18 protein-coding genes and 2 pseudogenes are annotated in these 20,969 nt (G+C 72.9%); 14 read left to right on the top strand and 6 right to left on the bottom strand.

Annotated features, from left to right (window positions below):
- The first annotated feature begins 15 nt into the window (after nt 1-15).
- Both NBW76_RS01750 and NBW76_RS01745 read left to right on the top strand, forming a co-directional pair.
- Nucleotides 16-600 (top strand): RNA polymerase sigma factor, encoded by a 585-nt coding sequence (locus NBW76_RS01750; protein WP_056557036.1) that lies wholly within the window; start codon nt 16-18, stop codon nt 598-600.
- Between the two features lie 34 nt (nt 601-634).
- Complete coding sequence (locus tag NBW76_RS01745) at nt 635-1,351, top strand: hypothetical protein (RefSeq protein WP_056557038.1); 717 nt, start codon at nt 635-637, stop codon at nt 1,349-1,351.
- Between the two features lie 21 nt (nt 1,352-1,372).
- On the opposite strand, the gene NBW76_RS01740 is transcribed toward NBW76_RS01745, so the two are convergent.
- Nucleotides 1,373-2,227, bottom strand: a complete 855-nt coding sequence (locus NBW76_RS01740; protein ID WP_056557041.1) for an NAD(P)-dependent oxidoreductase — start codon at nt 2,225-2,227, stop codon at nt 1,373-1,375.
- Nucleotides 2,228-2,323: 96 nt separating this feature from the next.
- Here NBW76_RS01740 and NBW76_RS01735 point away from each other — a divergent pair, with 96 nt between their 5' ends.
- Genes NBW76_RS01735 through NBW76_RS01725 form a run of 3 tightly spaced genes read left to right on the top strand, consistent with a single transcriptional unit; the run spans nt 2,324 to nt 4,622 of the window.
- Complete coding sequence (locus tag NBW76_RS01735) at nt 2,324-3,202, top strand: alpha/beta fold hydrolase (RefSeq protein ID WP_056557293.1); 879 nt, start codon at nt 2,324-2,326, stop codon at nt 3,200-3,202.
- Complete coding sequence (locus tag NBW76_RS01730) at nt 3,187-3,957, top strand: enoyl-CoA hydratase-related protein (RefSeq protein ID WP_082480635.1); 771 nt, start codon at nt 3,187-3,189, stop codon at nt 3,955-3,957. Before NBW76_RS01735 ends, NBW76_RS01730 begins: the two co-directional genes overlap by 16 nt.
- Complete coding sequence (locus NBW76_RS01725) at nt 3,954-4,622, top strand: nitroreductase (protein ID WP_056557044.1); 669 nt, start codon at nt 3,954-3,956, stop codon at nt 4,620-4,622. Before NBW76_RS01730 ends, NBW76_RS01725 begins: the two co-directional genes overlap by 4 nt.
- 810 nt (nt 4,623-5,432) lie before the next feature.
- Here NBW76_RS01725 and NBW76_RS01720 read toward each other — a convergent pair.
- A complete protein-coding gene (locus NBW76_RS01720; RefSeq protein WP_055962133.1) occupies nt 5,433-6,872 on the bottom strand; it encodes a hypothetical protein in 1,440 nt (479 codons plus the stop codon).
- Nucleotides 6,873-7,021: 149 nt separating this feature from the next.
- On the opposite strand from NBW76_RS01720, the gene NBW76_RS01715 reads away from it, so the two are divergent.
- The 7 genes and pseudogenes from NBW76_RS01715 to NBW76_RS16915 all read left to right on the top strand — a co-directional run.
- Nucleotides 7,022-8,590 carry a molybdopterin-dependent oxidoreductase gene (locus tag NBW76_RS01715; protein WP_055962130.1) on the top strand — a complete coding sequence of 523 codons (1,569 nt, stop codon included), beginning with the start codon at nt 7,022-7,024 and terminating at the stop codon, nt 8,588-8,590.
- A 29-nt stretch (nt 8,591-8,619) separates the two neighbouring features.
- Nucleotides 8,620-9,276 (top strand): fasciclin domain-containing protein, encoded by a 657-nt coding sequence (locus tag NBW76_RS01710; RefSeq protein WP_055962128.1) that lies wholly within the window; start codon nt 8,620-8,622, stop codon nt 9,274-9,276.
- Nucleotides 9,277-9,470: 194 nt separating this feature from the next.
- A complete protein-coding gene (locus tag NBW76_RS01705) occupies nt 9,471-10,442 on the top strand; it encodes an ATP-binding cassette domain-containing protein (protein WP_056557047.1) in 972 nt (323 codons plus the stop codon).
- Nucleotides 10,439-11,257, top strand: coding sequence for an ABC transporter permease (locus NBW76_RS01700; RefSeq protein ID WP_055962123.1), 819 nt, complete (start codon nt 10,439-10,441; stop codon nt 11,255-11,257). Before NBW76_RS01705 ends, NBW76_RS01700 begins: the two co-directional genes overlap by 4 nt.
- A 26-nt stretch (nt 11,258-11,283) precedes the next feature.
- A complete protein-coding gene (locus tag NBW76_RS01695) occupies nt 11,284-12,021 on the top strand; it encodes a methyltransferase domain-containing protein (RefSeq protein WP_056557050.1) in 738 nt (245 codons plus the stop codon).
- 10 nt (nt 12,022-12,031) lie between these two features.
- Nucleotides 12,032-13,630, top strand: a complete 1,599-nt coding sequence (locus tag NBW76_RS01690) for an FAD-dependent oxidoreductase (RefSeq protein ID WP_056557053.1) — start codon at nt 12,032-12,034, stop codon at nt 13,628-13,630.
- Nucleotides 13,627-14,754, top strand: a pseudogene (locus tag NBW76_RS16915) (cytochrome P450); the annotation flags it as partial. The gene NBW76_RS01690 and the pseudogene NBW76_RS16915, both read left to right, overlap by 4 nt.
- A 71-nt stretch (nt 14,755-14,825) precedes the next feature.
- On the opposite strand, the gene NBW76_RS01680 reads toward NBW76_RS16915, so the two are convergent.
- Entirely contained in the window at nt 14,826-15,770 is a 945-nt protein-coding gene (locus tag NBW76_RS01680) for a phytoene/squalene synthase family protein (protein ID WP_082482078.1), read from the bottom strand.
- Nucleotides 15,771-15,810: 40 nt separating this feature from the next.
- Between NBW76_RS01680 and NBW76_RS01675 the strand changes: the two genes are divergently transcribed.
- Nucleotides 15,811-16,941, top strand: a complete 1,131-nt coding sequence (locus NBW76_RS01675) for a lycopene cyclase family protein (protein WP_056557061.1) — start codon at nt 15,811-15,813, stop codon at nt 16,939-16,941.
- A gap of 124 nt (nt 16,942-17,065) precedes the next feature.
- Here the strand turns inward: NBW76_RS01675 and crtI are convergent, their stop codons facing one another.
- The 3 genes and pseudogenes from crtI to idi all read right to left on the bottom strand — a co-directional run.
- Complete coding sequence (gene crtI / locus NBW76_RS01670; protein ID WP_056557063.1) at nt 17,066-18,550, bottom strand: phytoene desaturase family protein; 1,485 nt, start codon at nt 18,548-18,550, stop codon at nt 17,066-17,068.
- Nucleotides 18,547-19,701 carry a polyprenyl synthetase family protein gene (locus tag NBW76_RS01665; RefSeq protein ID WP_369815042.1) on the bottom strand — a complete coding sequence of 385 codons (1,155 nt, stop codon included), beginning with the start codon at nt 19,699-19,701 and terminating at the stop codon, nt 18,547-18,549. The genes crtI and NBW76_RS01665 overlap by 4 nt, the downstream gene beginning before the upstream one ends.
- Nucleotides 19,681-20,343: pseudogene (gene idi, locus NBW76_RS16910) on the bottom strand (isopentenyl-diphosphate Delta-isomerase); the annotation flags it as partial. The pseudogene idi and the gene NBW76_RS01665, both read right to left, overlap by 21 nt.
- On the opposite strand from idi, the gene NBW76_RS01660 reads away from it, so the two are divergent.
- Nucleotides 20,329-20,961 carry a histidine phosphatase family protein gene (locus tag NBW76_RS01660; RefSeq protein ID WP_055962107.1) on the top strand — a complete coding sequence of 211 codons (633 nt, stop codon included), beginning with the start codon at nt 20,329-20,331 and terminating at the stop codon, nt 20,959-20,961. The pseudogene idi and the gene NBW76_RS01660 overlap by 15 nt on opposite strands.
- The last annotated feature ends 8 nt before the right edge of the window (nt 20,962-20,969 follow it).

Below are 20,969 nucleotides of genomic sequence, written 5' to 3'. Positions count from 1 at the left end.
GAGCAAGGGGGATCCATGGAGGACGACCAGCTGCTCGAGCTCGTGGCGCGGGCCCAGGCCGGCGACGCCGACGCCATGGAGGACCTGCTCGCGCACCTGCGTCCGCTCGTGCTCCGGCGCTGCTCGAAGTTCCTGCCGTACTCCGGCGACGCCGAGGAGGCCGCGCAGGAGGCGCTCCTCGTGGTGGCGCAGAAGCTCCACACCTTCGCCGGCCGCGGCTCGTTCGTCGGGTGGGTCACCGTCGTCGCGTCCAACACGGCGCGCCAGGCCTACCGCTCCATGCGGCGTCGCTTCGACGAGGGCTCCACCGACCTCGTGCCCGACGCGCCCGACCCTCGCACGACGAGCGTCATCGCAGGCACGCGGCTCGACCTGCTCGACGCCCTGGAGCACCTCGAGCGCGAGCACCCGTCCGCCGTCGATGCGTTCGTGCTGCGCGACCTCGGGACGCTCCCCTACGACGAGGTCGCCGCCCTCACCGACGCGCCGCTCGGCACGGTCAAGGCACGCATCCACACCGCCCGCCGCTACCTGCGCGAGCGGCTCGGCCAGGACCCACCGCCCGGTCCGGACAACCTTTCGGGTCCGGACGGCATCTGATGGTGCAGATCCCCTCACCGAAGGACGCACGCTCATGATGCAGACCAAGCTCGCTCTCTCGCTGCTCGCCGGAGCCGTGGTGCTGGGTGTCGCCACCGGGGCGGTCGCCGCGGCCGTCGGTGGCGACGACACCGCCGGCCGCGACACGCCACGCGCGTCGGCCTCCCCGACTCCGTTGCCGACGGCGGAGGAGAAGAAGGAGGAGACCGAGCCTGCCGCGGCAGCGCCGACCGTCGAGTCAGGCGGGGGCGATCAGGGGGTGCCCGAGGCAGGTGCGGGTCTGCTGCCGCCGTCGGACCTCCTCATCACCCCCGGTGCGGTCGGTCCGGTGAGGGCGGGCATGACGAAGGCGCAGGCGCTCGCCACCGGCTACTTCGTGGCCGACGTCCCCGCGCCCGTCGACGGCTGTCCCGTGCGCCCCCTCACGTGGCGCGACGAGTACGTGAACACCGTCGACCTGCAGACCGCCGAGAACGGCGACGTCCTGTCGGTCGGCGTCCGCCAGCCCGGCCCCCACACGCGGTCCGGCTTCGGTGTCGGCACCACGTGGGCCCAGCTGAGGTCCGTCGCGAGCGACCCGCAGGATGCCGGCTACGGCCAGACCGGGGTGTTCGTGCGCGAGAGCAACGACGCGAGCTGGATCGGCTTCCTGTTCGACACGACGCCCGACCAGCTGGCCGACGACGACCGCGTGACGTTCGTCGAGGTCACCAAGGGCGGGCAGCCCGGCCTCGTGCGCGACGGCTGCTGAACCGGATCGTCCGCCGACGGGCTACAGACGCTTGGCGGGGTCGTGCGGGCCCTTCGGCTCCACCCAGAAGTCGAGCGCCAGGTCCTCCTCGCGACCGCCGTTCAGGTAGATCGACAGGTCGGTGACGCCCTCGGCCTCGAGGACCTCGTCGTCGATGAAGAAGTTCCCCGTGCACTCCCGGCTGGGTCGCGTGAGGATCGCGTGGGCGGCGTCGGCCATGATCGCCGGCGTGCGGGAGCTGGTCTCCAGCCCGGCGCCCACCACGTTGCGCACCGCGGCGGTGTCGATCGCCGTGCGTGGCCACAGCGAGTTGCACGCGACGCCGTCCTCGCGCAGCTCCTCGGCCAGGCCCAGGGTCACGAGGCTCATGGCGTACTTGGCGATCGCGTAGGCGGTGAACGTGCCGAACCACTTCGGGTCGAGGCTGATCGGCGGGCTGAGCGTGAGCACGTGGGGGTTCGCCGACGCACGCAGGTGGGGGATGCACAGCTTGGACAGCAGGAACGAGCCGCGTGCGTTGATCTGCGTCATGAGGTCGTACTTCTTCATCGAGATGTCCTCGGTGCGGGACAGGTCGATCGCGCTGGCGTTGTTGACGACCAGGTCGATGCCGCCGAACGTCTCCACGGCCCGGGCCACGGCTTCCTCGACGAAGGCGTCGTCGCGGATGTCACCCACGAGCGGCAGCGCACGGCCGCCGGCCTCCTCGATGGCGGCGGCAGCGGTGTGGATCGTCCCGGGCAGCTTGGGGTGCGGCTCGGACGTCTTCGCGAGCAGCACCACGTTCGCGCCGTCGCGGGCGGCGCGCACCGCGATGGCCTCCCCGATGCCTCGGCTGCCTCCGGACATGATCATCGTCGTTCCGGCCAGGCTCATCGGGGGTCCTCTCGTCGTGGACGTGCGTCCTCGCTATCGTGCTGGGGACGACAAGAACAGTCAAGGTTGATTGTTTCTCTGGAGGTGGCGGCACCGATGGCGCAGGACGTACCGGCCTGGTTCACGGCCGCCCTGGCGGAGCAGCCCGAGCACGCCACGGTCGACGTCGACGGCGTGCGCATCACCTACCGGGCGTGGGGCCCGGTCGACGAGCCCGTCACGGTGCTCGTGCACGGCGGCGCCGCGCACGCGGGCTGGTGGGACCACGTCGGGCCGCTGCTCGACGGACGCGTCGTCGCCCTGGACCTGAGCGGGCACGGGGACAGCGACCACCGCGACGTCTACGCGCTCGAGACCTGGGCGGCCGAGGTCATGGCCGTCGCGCGGGCGCAGGGCAGCACCCGTCCCCCTGCCGTCGTCGGCCACAGCATGGGCGGGTTCGTGGCCCTCACCACCGCCCGGGACCACGGCGCCGCACTGGCCGGGGCCGTCGCGATCGACTCGCCGGTCCGCGAGATGTCGAGCGAGGCGCGAGCGTGGATCGCCTCGCACGGCGTCATCCCCGCCCCCAAGCTGCACCCCGATCGTGAGGCGATCCTCGCCCGGTTCCGCACGCTCCCGGCCGACGACGCCACGCTCGACTTCGTGCACCGCCACATCGCCGAGGGATCCGTGCGCGAGGTCCCGGCGTCCGACGGGGAGCCCGGGGGGTGGCGCTGGAAGTTCGACCCACGCATCTTCCTGCGGTCGCGCATGGAGCCCGAGGAGCTCGCCGAGGCGGCCTGCCCGGTGGCGCTCCTGCGCGGAGACCGCGGGATGGCCACGTCGGACATCACCGACGCCGTCGCCGAACGGCTCGGCGGGCACGTGCCGGTGACGGTCGTGCGAGACTCCGGGCACCACGTGATGCTCGACCAGCCGCTGGCGCTCACCGCCGCCGTGCAGGCCATCATCGGAGAATGGAGACGCCCGTGACGAGCGACCCGACCAGCACCGAGCTGCTGCTCGACACCACCGAGGGCATCCTCTCGATCACCTTCAACCGTCCCGACGTCATGAACGCGCTCGACGGGGCCATGCTCGAGAGGGCCGCCGAGGCCGTCGAGACCACCGACGCCCGCGTCGTCGTGGTGACCGGCGCGGGCCGTGCCTTCAGCGCCGGCGCGGACCTGCGTCGGCTCGAGCGGGGCGGCACGCACGAGAACGGCAACCGGCTCGTGCGCGCACTGGTCTCGACGGACCGCCCGGTCGTGGCCGCGGTGAACGGCCCCGCCGCCGGCATCGCGATGTCAGTGGCGCTGGCCGCCGACGTGACCGTCGCCCACGAGTCGGCCTACTTCCTGCAGGCGTTCGTCAACATCGGCCTCATGCCCGACGGCGGGGCGACCGAGCTGCTCGCCGCGTCGGTGGGTCGGGCCCGGGCCAACCGCCTCTCGCTGCTGGGCGAGCGGCTCCCGGCCGCCGAGGCGGCGCAGATGGGACTCATCGACCGGTGCTGCGGCGACGACTACGCCGAGCAGGTGGCCGAGCTGGTCGCGAAGCTGGCCAACGGCCCCACGGCCGCGTACGCCGCCACCAAGCAGGCCATCGCCGCCAACACGCTGCGCCACCTCGACGAGACGTTGGACCGCGAGCTGCGCCTGCAGCGGGAGCTCGCCGACACGGCGGACTCGAAGGAAGGCATCCAGGCGTTCCTGGACAAGCGCGCCGCCGGGTTCGTGGGCCGATGAGCGAGAGCCGGATCGAGGCCCTCGAGGCGCTCCTGGAGGAGCGCTGGAGCTGCCGCGGATACACCGACGAACCGGTCGAGGCGGCCACCATCGAGCGGCTGCTGACCGCCGCGCAGCGCACCCCGTCGTGGTGCAACACGCAGCCGTGGCACGTGGTGGTGACCGCCGGAGGCGAGACCGAGCGGCTCAAGCAGGCCATGGCCGACGACGAGCGCTTCGGCCCCGACCTGACCTTCCCGGAGTCCTACGAGGGCGTGTACGCCGAGCGTCGGCGCGAGTCGGGCTGGCAGCTGTACGAGGCGGTCGGCGTGGTGAAGGGCGACCGGGCCGGGTCCGCCGCCCAGACGATGCGCAACTTCGAGTTCTTCGGCGCCCCGCACGTCGCGATCGTCACCACGACCCGCTCGCTCGGCGTGTACGGCGCGATCGACTGCGGTCTGTACGTGCAGTCCTTCCTGCTCGCGGCCCAGGCCCTCGGTCTCGGCGCCTGCGCGCAGGCGGCCCTGGCCATGCGCTCGGAGCTGCTGCGGGAGTGGTTCGACCTCGACGACGACCGTCAGGTGGTGTGCGGCATCTCCTTCGGCCACCCCGACCTCGACCACCCCACCGCCTCCTACCGCACCTCCCGCGCGTCGCTGGACGAGGCGGCCGAGCTGCGGCTCTGACTCCGCCCTGCGGCTGCGCCTCGGCGGGTGGGTCTGGTCCTGCGGCGCCACTGCTCGGGTGGGTCTCGTCGTGCGGCTGCGCTGCTCGGGCGGGTCTCGTCGTGCGGCTGCGACTGCTCGGCTGGGTCGTGTCCTGCGGCTGCGCTGCCTCGGCTCCTCGTCGACCTGCGCTCCGAAAGGGGCCTCGACCGGCGGTGGGGTGCGTGCTCGGCCTGGGTTCTCGGGGCGCGGGGACGTCGATGGTGCGTTCGGGGCGTCCTGACCGTCTCGTTGCCTCGTCGTGTGTCGGTTGGGGCCGTCAGAGGTAGGTGGCGCGCGTTATCCGCCGGGCGCGGGCCGTGAGAGGTAGGTGGCACGCGTTATCCGCCGGGCGGAGGTGGGTGGCGCGCGGATACAGACCTCCATACCGCGGGCCCTCTACCTCTGACGCTCCGATTCCGCGCGCTACCTACCTCTCACCCGTCTTGGGCAGTGGGAGGTAGGAGACGCACCGCATGCGGGCGGTTTGAGGTGCGAGACCTACCTCTGACGGCCCGATGAGGTGCGAGACCTATCTCTGACGGCCTGGTTCGGTGCGAGACCTACCTCCGACGGCCCAGGACCGGCCCGCGGCACCGGGGCTCGGCCGAGCGGGAGCCCGTCCGCCGGTCAAGGCCCCTTTCGGAGACCGAGCCGAGACCCGGGCGGAGCAGCGCGGCCGCAAGTCCAGACCCAGCCGAGGAGGCGCAGCCGCAGGACGAGACCCAGCCGAGCCAGCGCACCCCAGGTCGAGCCCCACCCAGCGAGCCCAGCCGCAGGTCGACCCCAGGCTCACCCCCGCAGCGCCCCCACGCCCAGCACCGCGGCGAGGCCGAGGGCGGAGCGGGGGTGGTAGGCCGCCGTCCAGAGTCCGCCGTGGGCGGCGCCGCGAGCCTCGTCCTGCCACGGCTCGGCCTCGGCGGGCAGGCCGGCGCGGAGGTCGTGGACCAGGAGCGCGGCCATCAGGGTGTTCGACGTGGCGGGGTCGAAGATCTCGACGCCGAAGCGGTGCGCGCCGGCGTAGGCCGCCGCCAGGGCCTTGTTCTTCACGACCGACCGCGTGCGGGTGGCCGGTGCCACGTTGAGCGACACCGTGGTGCCGGCGGCGCGAGCGGTCGTGGCACGCCAGCGCTGCAGCCGCTTGGCGAACGCGTAGTTGGGACCCTGCTGCGGGACGAGGGCGTCGCAGATGCCCGGGTCGGCGCCGGGCGGGTAGTTCCGCTGCAGGAGCCGTCCGCCGCTCGCCACGCGTGTGGCGTGGCGAGCCATCCGACCGAACCGGCCGGCGCGGTACGCCGCCTCCGACCTCGCCACGTCGTCGGCACCGACGGCGAACACGTCGGTGGGTGTGGCCAGGAAGGCCAGCGCGGTGTCGGGGCGCTCTCGCACCAGGTGGTCCGCGAGCGCGTCCGCGGCCATCGAGACCCGGACGTGCTGCCCGCCGTCGGCGTAGCAGTAGTTGCCCAGCACGACGCGGGACTCGAAGGAGCCCAGCCAGTGGGCGAGGGCCGGCAGCTCGCGCACCAGGTCCGCGCCGACGTCGCTCCCACCGTCGGGTCGACCGTGGGTCACGATCCGACTGGGCACGTGCACGCGGCCCGCCCCGCCCGTCGCGACCTCGGCGATGCGGCCCTGCACGTCGGCGCGGGGCAGGTCGACGGCGGCCACCTCGGCACCCCACCGCTGCAGCGCGCGGTACGGACCCATCTCGGCCCCCGCCCCGAGCACGACGACGAGGTCGCCCTCGAGCCGCAGCCAGTCGGGGTTCGCCTGCACGGTGCGCACCGCGTCCGCGCACGACGGCGTGACCACACCACGGTCCAGCCAGTCGTCCAGCTGGCGAAGGAGGGCGTCGCCCCCCAGCCTCTCGCCGCGGTAGGGCACGGTCAGCTCGGTCTCCGGCTCCGCCTCGCCCTGGACGGTGGTCGTGCTGAGCACCTGGTCCAGCGGCGTCACCGCCAGGGCCTCGTCGAGGGCGACGTCGTCGAACCGCATGGCCGCATGCGCGCTGCGCAGCCCCTCGGCCGCGATCGATCGCGCAGCCGCCGCATCCCCGACGCCGGCCTCCACGGCCCGGCGGAAGTGCTGGAGGTACTGCCGCCGCCAGGCCGTCTCGTGCTCGACGGCGCGCGCACCGACCGGATCGGCGGGCCGCAGCGCATCGGCCAGGACCTCCCTCGCCGTGGCGGACGTGCTCTCGGACCGGAACTGCACTCCCTCGCGCGTGGTCATGACGACAGCCTAGGAACCCTGGGAGCGCAGGGGAAACCGGCGGCCGAAGGTAACTGCGAGTGACACGCGATCTTGTTCACGACACGCCGACGTGAACACTTTCTTGTATCTGGACCCATCCAGGCCCGTCACGGTCCCGAATCACGTGCATGAGCCACTCGATCGCCACCCAGACCACGCGGGCCACCGCTCCGTGGTGGACCGGTGCCGTGTCGGGCCTGCTCGCTGCGGTCGCAGGCGTCGCAGCCGGATCGGGCGTCGCCACTCTGCTGGGCGTCCCGACGCCGATCGAGTCGGTCGGCAACCGGGTGATCGACCTGGTGCCCCGTCCGCTCAAGGAATTCGCCATCGAGCAGTTCGGGACGAACGACAAGCCCGTGCTCATCGGCGGCGTCGCCGTGACCCTCCTGGTCGCCGCGGCCGTCGCCGGCTGGTTGGGCCTGCGTCGGCCGCGGCTCGCCCTCGGCATCACGGCGCTGCTGGGGATCGTCGCTCTCCTGACCGCGGTCCTCGACCGCACCTCGACGGCCAACGTCGTCGTCACCGCCATCCCCTCCGCCGTCACCCTCGTCGTGAGCGTGTTCCTCCTGATGCGCTTCCTCAGCGCACTCGAGCTCGCGCCGAAGGTCGGTGACGAGACGCCCGCCGGCTTCGACCGCCGCGCCTTCCTGCAGGTCGTCCTGGCCGCCAGCGCCGTCATGGCGATCGGCGGCGGCGTCACCCGCTTCCTCGGCTCCAGTGCCGGTCGTGAGTCCCGTGCCTCGGTCAAGCTCCCGAAGGCTGCCGTACCGGCCAGCGCGGTGCCGGCCGGCGCCCAGGTGGAGCTGAAGGGGATCAGCCCCTACGTGACGCCGAACAAGGACTTCTACCGCATCGACACCGCCCTGCGCGTGCCGCAGGTCGACGCGAGCACGTTCAACCTCCGCATCCACGGCATGGTCGACCAGGAGCTCAACCTCTCCTTCGAGGACCTGCTCAAGGAGCGCCTCGTGGAGCGCCGCATCACCCTGACCTGCGTCTCCAACGAGGTCGGCGGCCCCTACGTGGGCAACGCGGCCTGGCTGGGCATCCCCGTGGCCGAGCTCCTGGCCCGCGCCGGGGTCAAGGACGGCGCCGACGCCGTCAAGACCACCAGCGCCGACGACATGACCATCGGCACCCCGCTCGAGGCGCTCACCGACACCGACCGTGGTGCGCTGATCGCGGTCGGCATGAACGGCGAGCCGCTGCCGCTCGAGCACGGCTTCCCCGTCCGCATGGTCGTCCCCGGCCTCTACGGCTACGTCTCCGCCACGAAGTGGCTCGTCGACATCGAGGTCACGAAGTTCTCGGACTTCAAGGCCTACTGGTCGACGCGCGGCTACTCCGAGGAGGCGCCGATCAAGCTGTCGTCCCGCATCGACGTCCCCAAGGCCTTCCAGGCGCTGCCCCGCGACAACGTCCGCATCGGCGGCGTGGCCTGGGCGCAGACCGTGGGCATCGAGCGCGTCGAGGTCAAGATCGACGACGGCGACTGGCAGGACGTCGAGCTCGCGGACCGCGACGGCGTCGACACGTGGCGACAGTGGTCCTGGACGTGGGAGGACGCCACCGAGGGGACCCACCAGGTGACCGTGCGTGCGACCGACGCCGACGGCACCACACAGACTTCCGACCGGGTGCCCATCGCACCGGACGGATCGACCGGCTGGCACAACGTCAGGTTCCGCGTCGAGTAGCAGGAAACACCCAACCAAGGAGAAGAAACATGCGCACGACGACCAAGAGCAAGACCCTCGCGATCACCGCCGTGGCCTCGCTGTCCCTGTTCACTGCGGCCTGCGGCTCGAGCGATGACGACGCCGCTTCCTCGTCCGACAACGAGACCTCGGCGCCCGCGTCCGAGGACGCGTCCGACGCCGGTTCCGACCTCGTCGGCCCGGGCTGCGCCGACTACGCCGCGCAGGTGCCGGACGGCGCCGGCTCGGTCGAGGGCATGGCCCAGGACCCGGTGGCCACCGCCGCCAGCAACAACCCGCTGCTGAAGACGCTCGTCGCGGCCGTCTCCGGTGAGCTCAACCCCGACGTGAACCTGGTCGACACCCTCAACGGTGGCGAGTTCACCGTGTTCGCGCCGGTCGACGACGCCTTCGGCAAGCTGCCCGAGGAGACCGTCAAGACGCTCGGCACCCCCGAGGGCGCCAAGACGCTCGAGTCGGTCCTGACCTACCACGTCATCCCCAACCAGATCGCTCCCGCCGACATCGACGGCACCTTCAAGACCGTCAACGGCGCCGAGCTGACCATCACCGGCGAGGGCGACAACATCCGCGTCGGCGACCAGGCCGGTGTGATCTGTGGTGGCGTCAAGACCGCCAACGCCACGGTGTACCTCATCGACACGGTGCTCATGCCCCCGGCCTGATCATCGAGTCCCGATCACCCGAGGTGATCGAGGCGCGGTCGTGAGCCCGACGTGAGCGACCACGCCGACGACTGATCGACGCGAGGCCCGGACCCTCCTCCAGGGGGTCCGGGCCTCGTGCTGTCCCCTGGCCGTCGGGCACCTCACGAGTCCAGGTCTGTATTCCTGTCAGTAACACGTGGCACGATGTCGCCATGACCACAGCGATCCGTACCGAGGGCCTCGTCAAGCTCTTCGGCGAGAACCGAGCGGTCGACGGTGTCGACCTGCAGATCCCGGCCGGAGGCGTCTACGGCGTGCTCGGGCCCAACGGAGCCGGCAAGACCACCACCATCCGCATGCTCGCCACGCTCATCAAGCCCGACGGCGGTCGGGCCGAGGTGCTCGGCCACGACGTCGTCGCCGAGTCGGCCGCGGTGCGATCGAAGGTGGCCATGACCGGTCAGTTCGCCTCGCTCGACGAGGACCTCACGGGTCTGGAGAACCTGGTCATGCTGGCCCGGTTGTACGGGTACCGCGGTGCTGCGGCCCGCGACCGCGCCCACCAGCTGCTCGACGCCTTCGACCTCACCGACGCCGCGGGGCGCCAGGTCAAGGCCTACTCCGGCGGCATGCGTCGACGCATCGACATCGCCGGCAGCATCGTGGTGCGACCCGAGCTGATGTTCCTCGACGAGCCCACCACCGGTCTCGACCCGCGCAGCCGCAACCAGGTGTGGGACATCGTGCGGGCCCTCGTGTCCGCCGGCACCACGGTGCTCCTCACCACCCAGTACCTCGACGAGGCCGACCAGCTGGCCGACAGGATCGCCGTGATCGACCGCGGCACGGTGATCGCCGAGGGCACGACCGGTGAGCTCAAGGCGTCCGTGGGAGCGGGGGCGCTCAAGGTGCGGGTGGCCGACCAGGCCGACCGCGAGCGTGCCGCGTCGGTCCTGGCCGCGACCCTCGACGCCGAGGCCGTGCTCGAGAAGGACCCCTACGCCCTGTCGTTCTCGGTGCCGTCGCCGCAGGGCGTCCCCGATGCCCTCGTGCGCGTCGCCAAGCAGGGCATCGCGGTCTCGGAGTTCTCGCTCGGCCAGCCCAGCCTCGACGAGGTGTTCCTCGCCCTCACCGGCGAGCACGTCACCGACGTCGAGCCCGACACGACGGAGGTCCCGGCATGAGCACCACCATGGACGCCAAGGTCCGCGAGGCGGTCGGCAGCAGCGAGCGCCCCGAGCCGGTGGGCCCGCTGGGCTCGTCGCTGATCTTCACGCACCGGGCCCTGCTCAAGATCAAGCACGTGCCCGAGCAGCTGTTCGACGTGACGATGTTCCCGATCCTGTTCACGCTGATGTTCACCTACATCTTCGGCGGCGCGATCGCCGGGTCCACCGGTGAGTACCTGGAGTACCTGGCGCCGGGCATCCTCGTGCAGACCGTCGTCATGATCACCATGTACACGGCCATGACCATCAACAACGACATCAAGAAGGGCGTCTTCGACCGCATCCGGTCCCTCCCGGTCTGGCGTCCGTCGCTCATGGTCGGGGCCCTGCTCGGCGACACCCTGCGCTACACGATGGCCTCGGTCGTGATCCTGGTGGTCACGATGCTCATCGGGTACCGGCCGCCCGGCGGTCTCGTGGGCGTGGTGGCGGCCGTCCTGCTCCTGCTGGTGTTCTGCTTCAGCGTCAGCTGGATCTGGACGCTGCTCGGCATGAAGCTGCGCAGCCCGGAGTCGGTGATGGGGGTCTCGATGATGGTCCTGTTCCCGCTGACGTTCCTGTCGAACGTGTTCGTGCCCATCGAGACGATGCCCGACTGGCTGCAGCCGGCGGTCGAGAACAACCCGGTCTCGATCCTCGTCGACGCGGTCCGCAGCCTCATGGTCGGCGATCCGCACGGCGGGTCCATCGTCACGGTCCTCGTGATCTCGGGCGTGTTCGTGGCCGTGTTCGGGCCGCTCACCATGCGGGCGTACTCCCGCCGGTCCTGAGGGGCGAACCCCCGTAGGCTGGGCGGGTGGAGCCGACCTCTGGGACCTTGCTCGCGGACGAGTTCGACCGCGCCGCGCCCCGCTACGACCTGCTCACCTCGCTCAACCCCGGCTACGTCGACGCGTTGCGCGACGCCGCGCGCCGACTGGTGCTGAGCCTGCCGGTCACGGGCACGGCGCCGACGCTGTGGGACCTCGGCTGTGGCTCGGGCCTCTCCACCCGGGCCCTGGTCGACGCCGCCGGACCGGGCGCCCGCATCGTGGGCCTCGACGCGTCGGCCGGGATGCTCGCCCAGGCGCAGGAGAAGGACTGGCCCGACCACGTCAGCTTCGTGCAGGCGCGGGCCCAGGACCTGCCCGGTGTGGCCGCGGTCCAGCTCGACGGCCCGGCCGACGGTGCGTTCGCGGCCTACCTGCTGCGCAACGTGCCGCAGGAGCAGCGTGACGACGTGGTCGCGGCCATCGCCGACCAGGTGCGCCCCGGCGGCTGGATCGCGCTGCAGGACTACCACGTGAAGGGCTCGCGGACGGCCGAGGCCGTCTGGAGCGCCGTCTGCTGGGGCGTCGTCACGCCGCTGTCCGTGGCGGTGCGCGGCAACCCCGCGATCTACCGGTACCTGTGGCGAAGCGTGCTGCGCAACGACTCCACCGCAGAGCTGCAGGCGCGGCTCGAGCGTGCCGGTCTCACCGACATCACCTGGACGACGGCCGGCGGCTGGCAGCGGGGCATCCTGCACACCGTCCTCGCCCGACGTCCGCTCTGACCCGCGCGTGATGGCCTCACGTCCTGTCCCGCCCGGTCGCGACCGGAACGCCGTGCTCCACCGCGCTGCCCCCGGCTCCTCGCGGCTGGGCGACGACCGACACGTCGTGGTGGTCGGGGGCGGCATCGCCGGCCTCGGCGCCGCAGTGGTGCTGGCCGAGCGCGGCGCCCGGGTGACCCTGCTCGAGGCGTGCGACCAGCTGGGTGGCCGGGTGCGCGCCTGGCCGCTGGCCGACGACGGCGACACCGGATCCGGCGGAACCGACGGCTCGCGCACGATGAGCCGCGGGTTCCACGCGTTCTTCCGCCAGTACTACACGCTGCGCTCGCTGCTGCGCCGCGTCGATCCCACGTTGTCGCACCTGGTGCCGGTGCCCGACTACCCGCTGCGCCGCGGCGACGGGCTCACCGACTCCTTCGCGGCCCTGCCGGCCACACCGCCGTTCAACCTGCTGACCTTCGTGCTGCGCAGCCCCACGTTCCCCGTCTCGGCCCTGCCGTCGGTCCACGTGCCGAGCGCCCTCGAGCTGGTCGACGCCTCCTACCCGGCCAGCCACGAGCGCTACGACGGCGAGTCCGCCCAGGACTTCCTCGACCGGCTGCGCTTCCCCGAGGGGGCGCGGCACCTCGCGCTGGAGGTCTTCGCCCGATCGTTCTTCGCCCACCCCACCGAGTTCGGGGCCGGTGAGCTGGTCGGCATGTTCCACACCTACTTCACCGGCAGCTCCGAGGGCCTGCTCTTCGACGTGCCCGACGACGACTACGACGCCGTGCTCTGGGCGCCGCTCGGCCGCTACCTCGAGGGACTGGGCGCGCGAGTGCGCACCGCCGCGCGGGCCGACCGGGTCGCACCCGACGGGAGCGGCTGGCTCGTGCACACAGGGGAGGAGGCCCTGCGGGCCGACGCCGTGGTGCTGGCGACCGACCCCCGCACCACGCGCACGCTCGTGGCCCCCCTGCCCGCCGACGACGACGAACGTCGCGACTGGCACCGCCGCGCTGCCGCCGGCCGCAACGCCCCGCCCTTCGCGGTGCTGCGGCTGTGGCTCGACGGCACGGTCGCGGCGGAGCGGGAGGCGTTCCTCGGCACGAGCGGGTACGACCTGCTCGACAACGTCACGGTGCTGGAGCGCTTCGAGCGCGGGGCCGCCGAGTGGTCCGCCCGGCACGGCGGCTCGGTGGTGGAGCTGCACGCCTACGCCACCGACCCCGTGCGTGACGCAGACCTGGCCGGCGACGGCCCCGGAGGTCTCGACGTCGCCCTGGTGCGGCAGCGGCTCCTGACCGCCCTGCACGACGTCTACCCCGAGACCCGCACGCTCGGGATCGTGCACGAGGAGCTGCTCGTGGAGGACGACTGCGGACTGGTGGGCACAGGACCGTGGCGCGACCGCCTGACCGTCGACACCCCCTACGCCGGGCTCGTGCTCGCCGGCGACGGGCTGCGGGTCGACTGGCCGATCGCGCTCATGGAGCGGGCCGCCACCACCGGCGTGCTCGCGGCCAACCAGCTGCTCGCGGGGTGGGGCGTGCGGGGCGAGGACGTGTGGACCGTCCCGCTCGACGGCCTGCTGCGCCGACGCCCACGGCTGCCCTCGCTCTCGCGATGAGCGACGCCACCCGGTCGCGACGTCGCGCCGTCCTGCCCGACGAGGCGGGGCACGAGACGGGCGACCTGCGCGTGGAGCGGGTCGACGCCGGCGGCCGCCCCGGCGTCAGCACCGTCTGGCGGATCCGGTCGCTCGAGGCCGCGCGTCAGGTGCTGCGCGCCCGGCACGCCACGACCCAGGCGGGCTTCACGGCCGAGGCGATCCCGCAGGGCTACCTCGAGCACCACCCGATCCTGGTCTCCGACGGCCCGAAGCACGACGAGCAGCGCCGCAAGGTGGCGCGCTTCCTCGCACCGACCGTCGTGGCGGAGCGGTACACCGACCTCATGCACTCCGTGGCCGACCGGCTGCTCGCCGAGGCCGTCGCCGACGGCGGGTGCACCCTCGACGAGCTGGCGCTGCTGTACACGGTCGAGGTCACGGCCGAGGTCGTCGGGCTCACCGAGTCGTCCGTGCCGCGCATGGCGCGACGGCTGGAGGCGATGTTCAGCCAGCCGCCGTTCGACATCACCCGCCGAGACCTCGGCAGGTCCCGCCGGCAGTGGATGCAGGCCGCCTACCGCGGGCTGCTCCCGGTGGGTCGGCTGTTCCTGGCCGACGTGCGCCCCGCCGTCCGGGCGAGGCGACGCGAGCCGCGCGAGGACATCATCAGCCACCTGCTGGCCGAGGAGTACTCGACGGCGAGCATCCTCGTCGAGTGCGTCACGTACGGCACGGCGGGCATGGTCACCACGCGCGAGTTCATCGTCATGGCCGCGCTGCACCTGCTCGACGACGACGCCCTGCGCGCCCGCTACCTGGTGGCGCCCGAGTCCGAGCGGCTGGCGATCCTGGGCGAGATCATCCGGCTCGAGCCCGTCGTCGGGCACCTGTACCGGCGGGCCCAGCAGGAGATCGCGGTGACCGACGGCGACGACGCGTGGACGATCGAGCCCGGTGACCTCGTCGACGTGTGCGTGCGCCCCGGCAACGCCGACCCCCGCGCGGTGGGCGACGCCCCGCTCGACCTGTGCTCCGGCCGCTCCCTGCCCGCAGGCGTGGGTGACCCGGTGCTGGCGTTCGGCGACGGCGAGCACAAGTGTCCCGGGCAGCCGCTGGCCCTGCTGGAGTCCGACGCCCTGCTGCTGCGGCTGCTGGCGCTCGAGCCGCGGCTGGAGGCCGAGCCCGAGCTGGGCTGGGACCACCTGATCGCCGGCTACTGGCTCCGGGGGGCGAGGCTGGCCCTCGGGGAGGGCGGCAGACCGCGGCCCGGACCGCGCACCAGCACGTCGGCCAGGATCGCGACCTTGGTGCGTGGCCTCACCCGGAGGCGGCCCGAGAAGACGTCGTAGTCGGCTTCCTCGACCAGGTCGAGGATGCGCGAGTACATGCGCAGCGCGGTGGCCACGCAGCGTGCCCCGGGCCTCGGCAGCATGGCCACGCCGGGAGCCGCCTCGCGGTACAGCGCGCGGTTGCGCTCCACCTGCTCGGCCATCATCGAGCGCCACGCGGGGGTGACCCGGCGCGTCCACGGGTCGGCGCCGTGTCGCCTCAGGTCCTCCTGGGGGAGGTAGACCCGCCCGCGGTCGAGGTCCTCGCCGACGTCGCGCAGGAAGTTCGTCAGCTGGAACGCGTGCCCGAGCGCGCGGGCCGGTTCCTTCGCCGCCGGGGTGAGGGGCTGCAGCACGGGCAGCATCATCTCGCCGATGACAGCGGCCGAGCCCTCCATGTAGCCGTCGCGCAGGTCCTCCCACGTCTCCCACGTGGTGCGGGTCAGGTCCAGCTCCATGGCGCGGAAGAATCGGTCGAAGCACTCGGGGTCGGTGCCACGGCGCTGCAGGCTGTCGACGACGGCGGCCATGACGGGCTCGTCGGACCGGCCGGCGGCCACGCAGTCCCAGAAGTGCTGCTCGAACATCCGCAGCCGCACCCCGGGGTCGACCTCGCCGTGGCCAGGGACGGCCGGGTCGACGCGCTCGGGCTCGTCGACGATGTCGTCGGCGAGCCGGCACAGCGCGTAGACGGTGTAGACGTCGATCCGCTGCTCGCGGGGGAGCAGCCGCGCACCCCAGTAGTAGGTGGTGCCGTGGCGCCTCGTCAGCTCGGCGCACCGCGCGTAGCCCTCGGCCAGCCGCGGGTCGGGGTGCAGGGGGCGTGCCATGGTGCAGCCCAGCCTACTGAGGTGCGGGAGGATGGGCCGCATGACAACCGGTCCCGCTGACGTCGCGGTCGTCGGGCTCGGTCCGGCCGGCCGCACGCTCGCGTCGCGCTGCGCGGCGCTCGGTCTGCGCGTGCTGGCCGTCGATTCGCGGCCCGACGCGGTCTGGACGCCCACGTACGGCGTGTGGGAGGACGAGCTGTCCGGGTTGCCGCCGACGGTCGTGCGGGCCCGGTCGGCGGCGCCACAGGTGCGGGCCACCGCCGTCCACCGGCTGCCGCGCACGTACGTGGTGCTCGACAACGCGGCGGTGCAGGCCGCGCTGCCGCTCGACGGGGTCGACGTGCGCCGCGACCGGCTCGACGACGCCGGGGTCGCGGCGCTGGCGGGGCAGGCCAGGGTCGTCGTCGACGCCCGCGGCGCGCGTCCCGACGGGCGGGTGGCCCACGACCCGGCGCCGGCGCAGACCGCGTTCGGCGTCGTCGTCCCCGCCGACGTCGCGGCTCCGGCGCTGCAGGGTGCGGAGTCGCTGCTGATGGACTGGCGCACCGACTGGGCGCCGGGCGGGGCGCCGCCCGCGGGTGCGATCCCCACGTTCCTGTACGCCTTCGACCTGGGCGACGGGACCGTGCTGCTGGAGGAGACCTGCCTGGCCGCCGCGCCCGGCATGGCCGTCGAGGAGCTGCAGGACCGGCTGCGGCGTCGGCTGGTGGCCCGCGGTGTGGACCCCTCCGTGGTCGACGCTCCGCTGGCCCGCGAGGTCGTGCGGATCCCGATGCGGGGCCGCGGTCGACCACCGGTGCCGGGCACGCTCGCGCTCGGCGTCGCCGGCCGCGGCGGGCACCTCGTCACCGGCTACTCGGTGGCGCACGCGCTGCTGCGAGGTCGCTCCCTCGCCGACGACCTGGCGGCCGGGCGCGTGCCGGACCAGGTCGATCCGGTGCGTCCGGTCGACGGGCTCCGCGAGGCAGGTCTGCGGGCCCTGCTGCGCCTCGACGTGGACGGCACCCTCGCCCTCTTCGACGGCTTCGGCCGCCTCCCGGCCCACCAGCAGCGTGCCTTCATGTCGCGCGACGCGCCACCGTCGGCCGTGGCCGGCGCCATGTGGACCATGTTCCGCCACATGCCGTGGTCGGGCCGGCGCGAGCTGGCCCGCGCCACCCTCGGCCGCTGACCGACCACCCCTCCTTCCGCCCGCCCGCCCTCACGTCCCTCCGTTTCGGACAGTTCCGGGGCAGTCCGACCGCTCGAAGTGCCCCGGACGTGTCCGAAACGGAAGGACGCGCTGGCGGGCAGGGTCAGCGCAGGAGCTGGTTGACCCGCTCCGCGGCGAGGCGGCCTGACGGGAGCACCATCGGCACGCCGACGCCGGGGACCGTGCCGGAGCCGGCGAACACCAGGCCGGGGACCCGCTTGTCGACGTTGGCGGCGCGGAACGGGCCGGTCTGGGCGAACGTGTGGGCCAGCGCGAACGGGGTCCCTGCGGCCATGCCCTGCTCGTGCCAGTCCAGGGGCGTCACCAACTCGTCGACGACGACGTCGGTCGGGTAGCCGGCACCCTCGAGGAACTCCATGAGGCGCTCCTTCATCGGTTCGCGCTCGGCCTTCCAGTCGATGTGGCCGACGTCGAGGTTGGGCGTCGGCTCCAGCACGTAGAGCGTGCTGTCGCCCTCGGGCGCGGCCTCGTCGTCGTCGAGGGAGTGGATGGTGACGAGACGCGACGGGTCTCGCATCAGGGTGCCGCGCTTCATGAGGTCCTCGAACGCCCCCGCCCACTCGTGGCCGAAGTGGATGTTGTGGTGGGCCTTGCCCTGCGGCAGACCCTTGACGCCCACGTGCCACACGACGCACGACGGCGAGTAGTCCCCACCGAGGCGTCCGCCGATGCCACGGACGGCGCGGGGGAGCTTGAGCTCGGGCAGCAGCCACTCGTAGGCCGTCGGCAGGTCGATGGTGCACACGACGGCGTCGGCCGCGATGGTCCCCTCGCCCGTGGCCACGCCACGCACGCGGCCCCCGGAGTCGCGCACGAGAGCGGTGACGGTGGTGCCGTAGCGGAAGTCCGCACCGGCGTCGGAGGCGGCGTCGGCCAGGGCCTGCGGCACGGCGCGCATGCCGCCCTTCGGGAAGTAGACGCCCTCGATCGAGTCCATGTACGTGATGACGGCGTAGAGCGAGAGTGCGTCGTCCGGCGCGAGGCCCGCGTACATGGCCTGGAACGAGAACAACCGGTGCAGACGCTCGTCGGCGAAGCGTCGCCGGATCATCGGCCCGAGCCGGGTGAACCCACCCATCGCCAGCAGACGTGCGGCGGCCATGGGCCGGGAGAGCAGGTCGGTCGGACGGTCGAAGTTGCGGTCGATGAAGTGCGGCATCTCGGTCAGGTACAGCTTGCGGAGCCACACCACGAACTCGTCGAACGCTGCGGCGTCGACGCTGCCGCACTCGCGGTGGATCTCGGCGCGCATCGCCTCGTGTCCGTGCCGGACCTCCAGCGTGGAGCCGTCGGCGAAGAAGGCCCGGTACGCCGGGTCGAGCAGGCTCAGCTCGAGCCGCTCGGCCAGGCTCGAGCCGGCTGCGCGCAGCGGCCGGTCGATGAGGTCGGGCATCGTCAGCACCGTCGGGCCGGTGTCGAACGTGAAGCCCTCGCGGGTCAGTCGACCGGCGCGACCACCGGGCACGTCCTCGCGCTCGAGCACCGTGACGCGGTGCCCGTCGCCCACCAGGTGGCAGGCGGCGGCGAGGCCCGCCAGCCCCGCTCCGACGACGACGACGTGGCTCATGCAGACCTCCAGGAGATGGTGCGGGCGATGTCGCGCAGACCGACGACACCCTCCGCGGTGAACGGGGAGCCGAGCAGGACCTGCTCGGCTCGGTCGGTCTCGGCCCGGATGCGGTCCTCGACCTCCTGCCGCACGCCCGCGTCGGCGAGGGCCTGCTGCAGCAGCGCGACGTCGCCGTCGCGGGCGTCGGTGGTGCCGACGCGTGCCATGGCGGCGGCGGCCTCACCCGTCAGCCGGTCGGCGCCGAGCACCCAGATGAGCGTGGTCTTGCCCTCGCGCAGGTCGTCGCCCGACGGCTTGCCCGTGACGGCGGGGTCGCCCCACACGCCGAGCACGTCGTCACGCCAGGCGAACGCGCGCCCGAGGTGCGAGCCGAACCGTTCGAGCGCGTCACGCTGCGCCGCGGTGGCGCCGGCCGCGAGCGCGCCGAGCTGGAGCGGGCGGCCGATCGTGTAGGCGCCGGACTTGAGCGCGGCCACGGCCTCGGCGTGGGCCAGGTCGGTGCGGCGCCCTGCGGCCCCCGTGAGGTCGGCCCGCTGGCCGACGATCAGCTCGAGGTTGAGCTCGTACCAGTAGTCGCGCAGCGCCAGGGGCAGCGTGTGGACGAGCCGGTCGGCCTCGCTGTGCGCGAGGTCGCCCAGCAGGATCGCGATGTTCTGGCCGAAGCGGTCGGGGTCGCCGTGGCCGTCGACCTCGCGGTGACGGCGCGCGGCGACCACGTGGGCGGCCGCCGCACCCCGGCGCTCGACGGACTGGTCCATGACGTCGTCGTGCACGAGGGCGAACAGGTGCAGCGTCTCGAGGGCGGCCGCGGCGCGCACCACGTCCTCGTGGGCGGGCGTGCCCATCTCGCCACCCGCCGCCACGAAGCCCCAGTGGCACATCCGCGGGCGCAGCCGCTTCCCGCCGCCGAGCACGAGGGAGCGCAGCCAGGCGGGAAGGTCGCCGGGACCTCCCGCGAGCGGGCCCGCGCCGCCCGGAGGGACCAGCGCGTCCCACACCGACTCCACCCACGTCAGCTCGGCGGAGAGCAGATCGGCGACGGCCGTGACCGTGCCGGCCTCCGTGCCCGTCGTCGAGCCGACCGCGGGTGCGCTGCCACGCAGGGGGAGGCGGGAGCGGCGGGCGTCGAGCTGCGGCACCTGCAGCACCGACCACGGGCTGTAGACGCCTGGGGTGGCGTTCGCGGCGGCCACGAGGTCGGACCAGGGCACCCAGAGGTGCTCGCCCACCTCCGCCGGGTCGGGTGCGAGGCTGCCGCGGACCCGGCCCACGAGGACGGGGCAGATCTCGTTCTCGACCACGCCGCTGGCGTCGACGGCGCGGTACCGGAAGTCCGGCAGCACGATCCGCAGGTCGTCCACCTCGACCCCCAGCTCCTCGCGCAGACGTCGGCGCACGGCGTCCTCCAGGGCCTCGCCCGGTCGGGGATGCCCGCAGCACGAGTTGGTCCAGACCCCCGGCCAGGTGAGCTTGCCCAGGGCACGACGGGTGAGCAGCACCCGGCCCTGGTCGTCGAACAGGTGCAGCGAGAAGGCCTGGTGCAGCGGGGTCTCGGTGCCGTGGACCGAGAGCCGGGGTGCCGTGCCGGTCGGCGTGCCGTCGTCGTCGAGCAGGACCACCAGGTCCTGCCCCGACTCGACGTGTGCAGTCTCCAGGGCGGTCACCGGCGTGTCGTCCAGACGTTCATGATCCCTCCATCTTCGACGCACCGGGCCCACTTCGCAGCGCAAGTCACCCGGGCGGCTCCCGGCCCGCCGACCCGCTAGCCTTCCGAGGTGGGCGCCCTCCATCTGATCCGGCACGGCCAGGCCTCCTTCGGCAGCGACGACTACGACCAGCTGTCCGAGCGCGGCACCCGACAGGGCTCCTGGCTCGGCATGGCGTGGGAGGCGTCGGGCTTCCGCCCCGACTGGTCGGTGGCGGGGTCCATGAAGCGGCACGCCCAGACCGCGGTGGCCGCGCTCGACGCGATCGACGGCGACCTGTACGACGTCGACGCCGGCTGGAACGAGTACGACCACCTGGCGCTCGCCGGCATGGACGTGACCCCGACGACGGACCTGCGCGCCTTCCAGCAGCAGCTCGACGCTGCCCTGGGTGCATGGGTGAGCGGGGCGCCGTCGTCGGTGGAGACGTTCGCCGAGTTCTCCGAGCGCGTGCTGCGTGCCCTCGACGCCGCCGTGGCCGAGGCCGGGACGGGACGACGGGTGGCGGTGTTCACGTCCGGAGGACCGATCGCGCTCGTCGCCTCGCACCTGCTGGCCGGCGACGCGTCATTGTTCATCACGCTCAACCGGGTGATCGTGAACGCGTCGGTCACGACCCTGATCGTGGGGCGTGGAGGCACCCGGCTGCTCACCTACAACGAGCACGGGCACGTGCCCGCGGACCAGGTGACCTTCCGGTAGCGATCCTG

The sequence above is a fragment of the Aeromicrobium sp. Leaf245 genome (assembly GCF_942548115.1).
GTDB lineage: Bacteria > Actinomycetota > Actinomycetes > Propionibacteriales > Nocardioidaceae > Aeromicrobium.
This window is presented reverse-complemented; position numbering and strand designations above follow the sequence as displayed.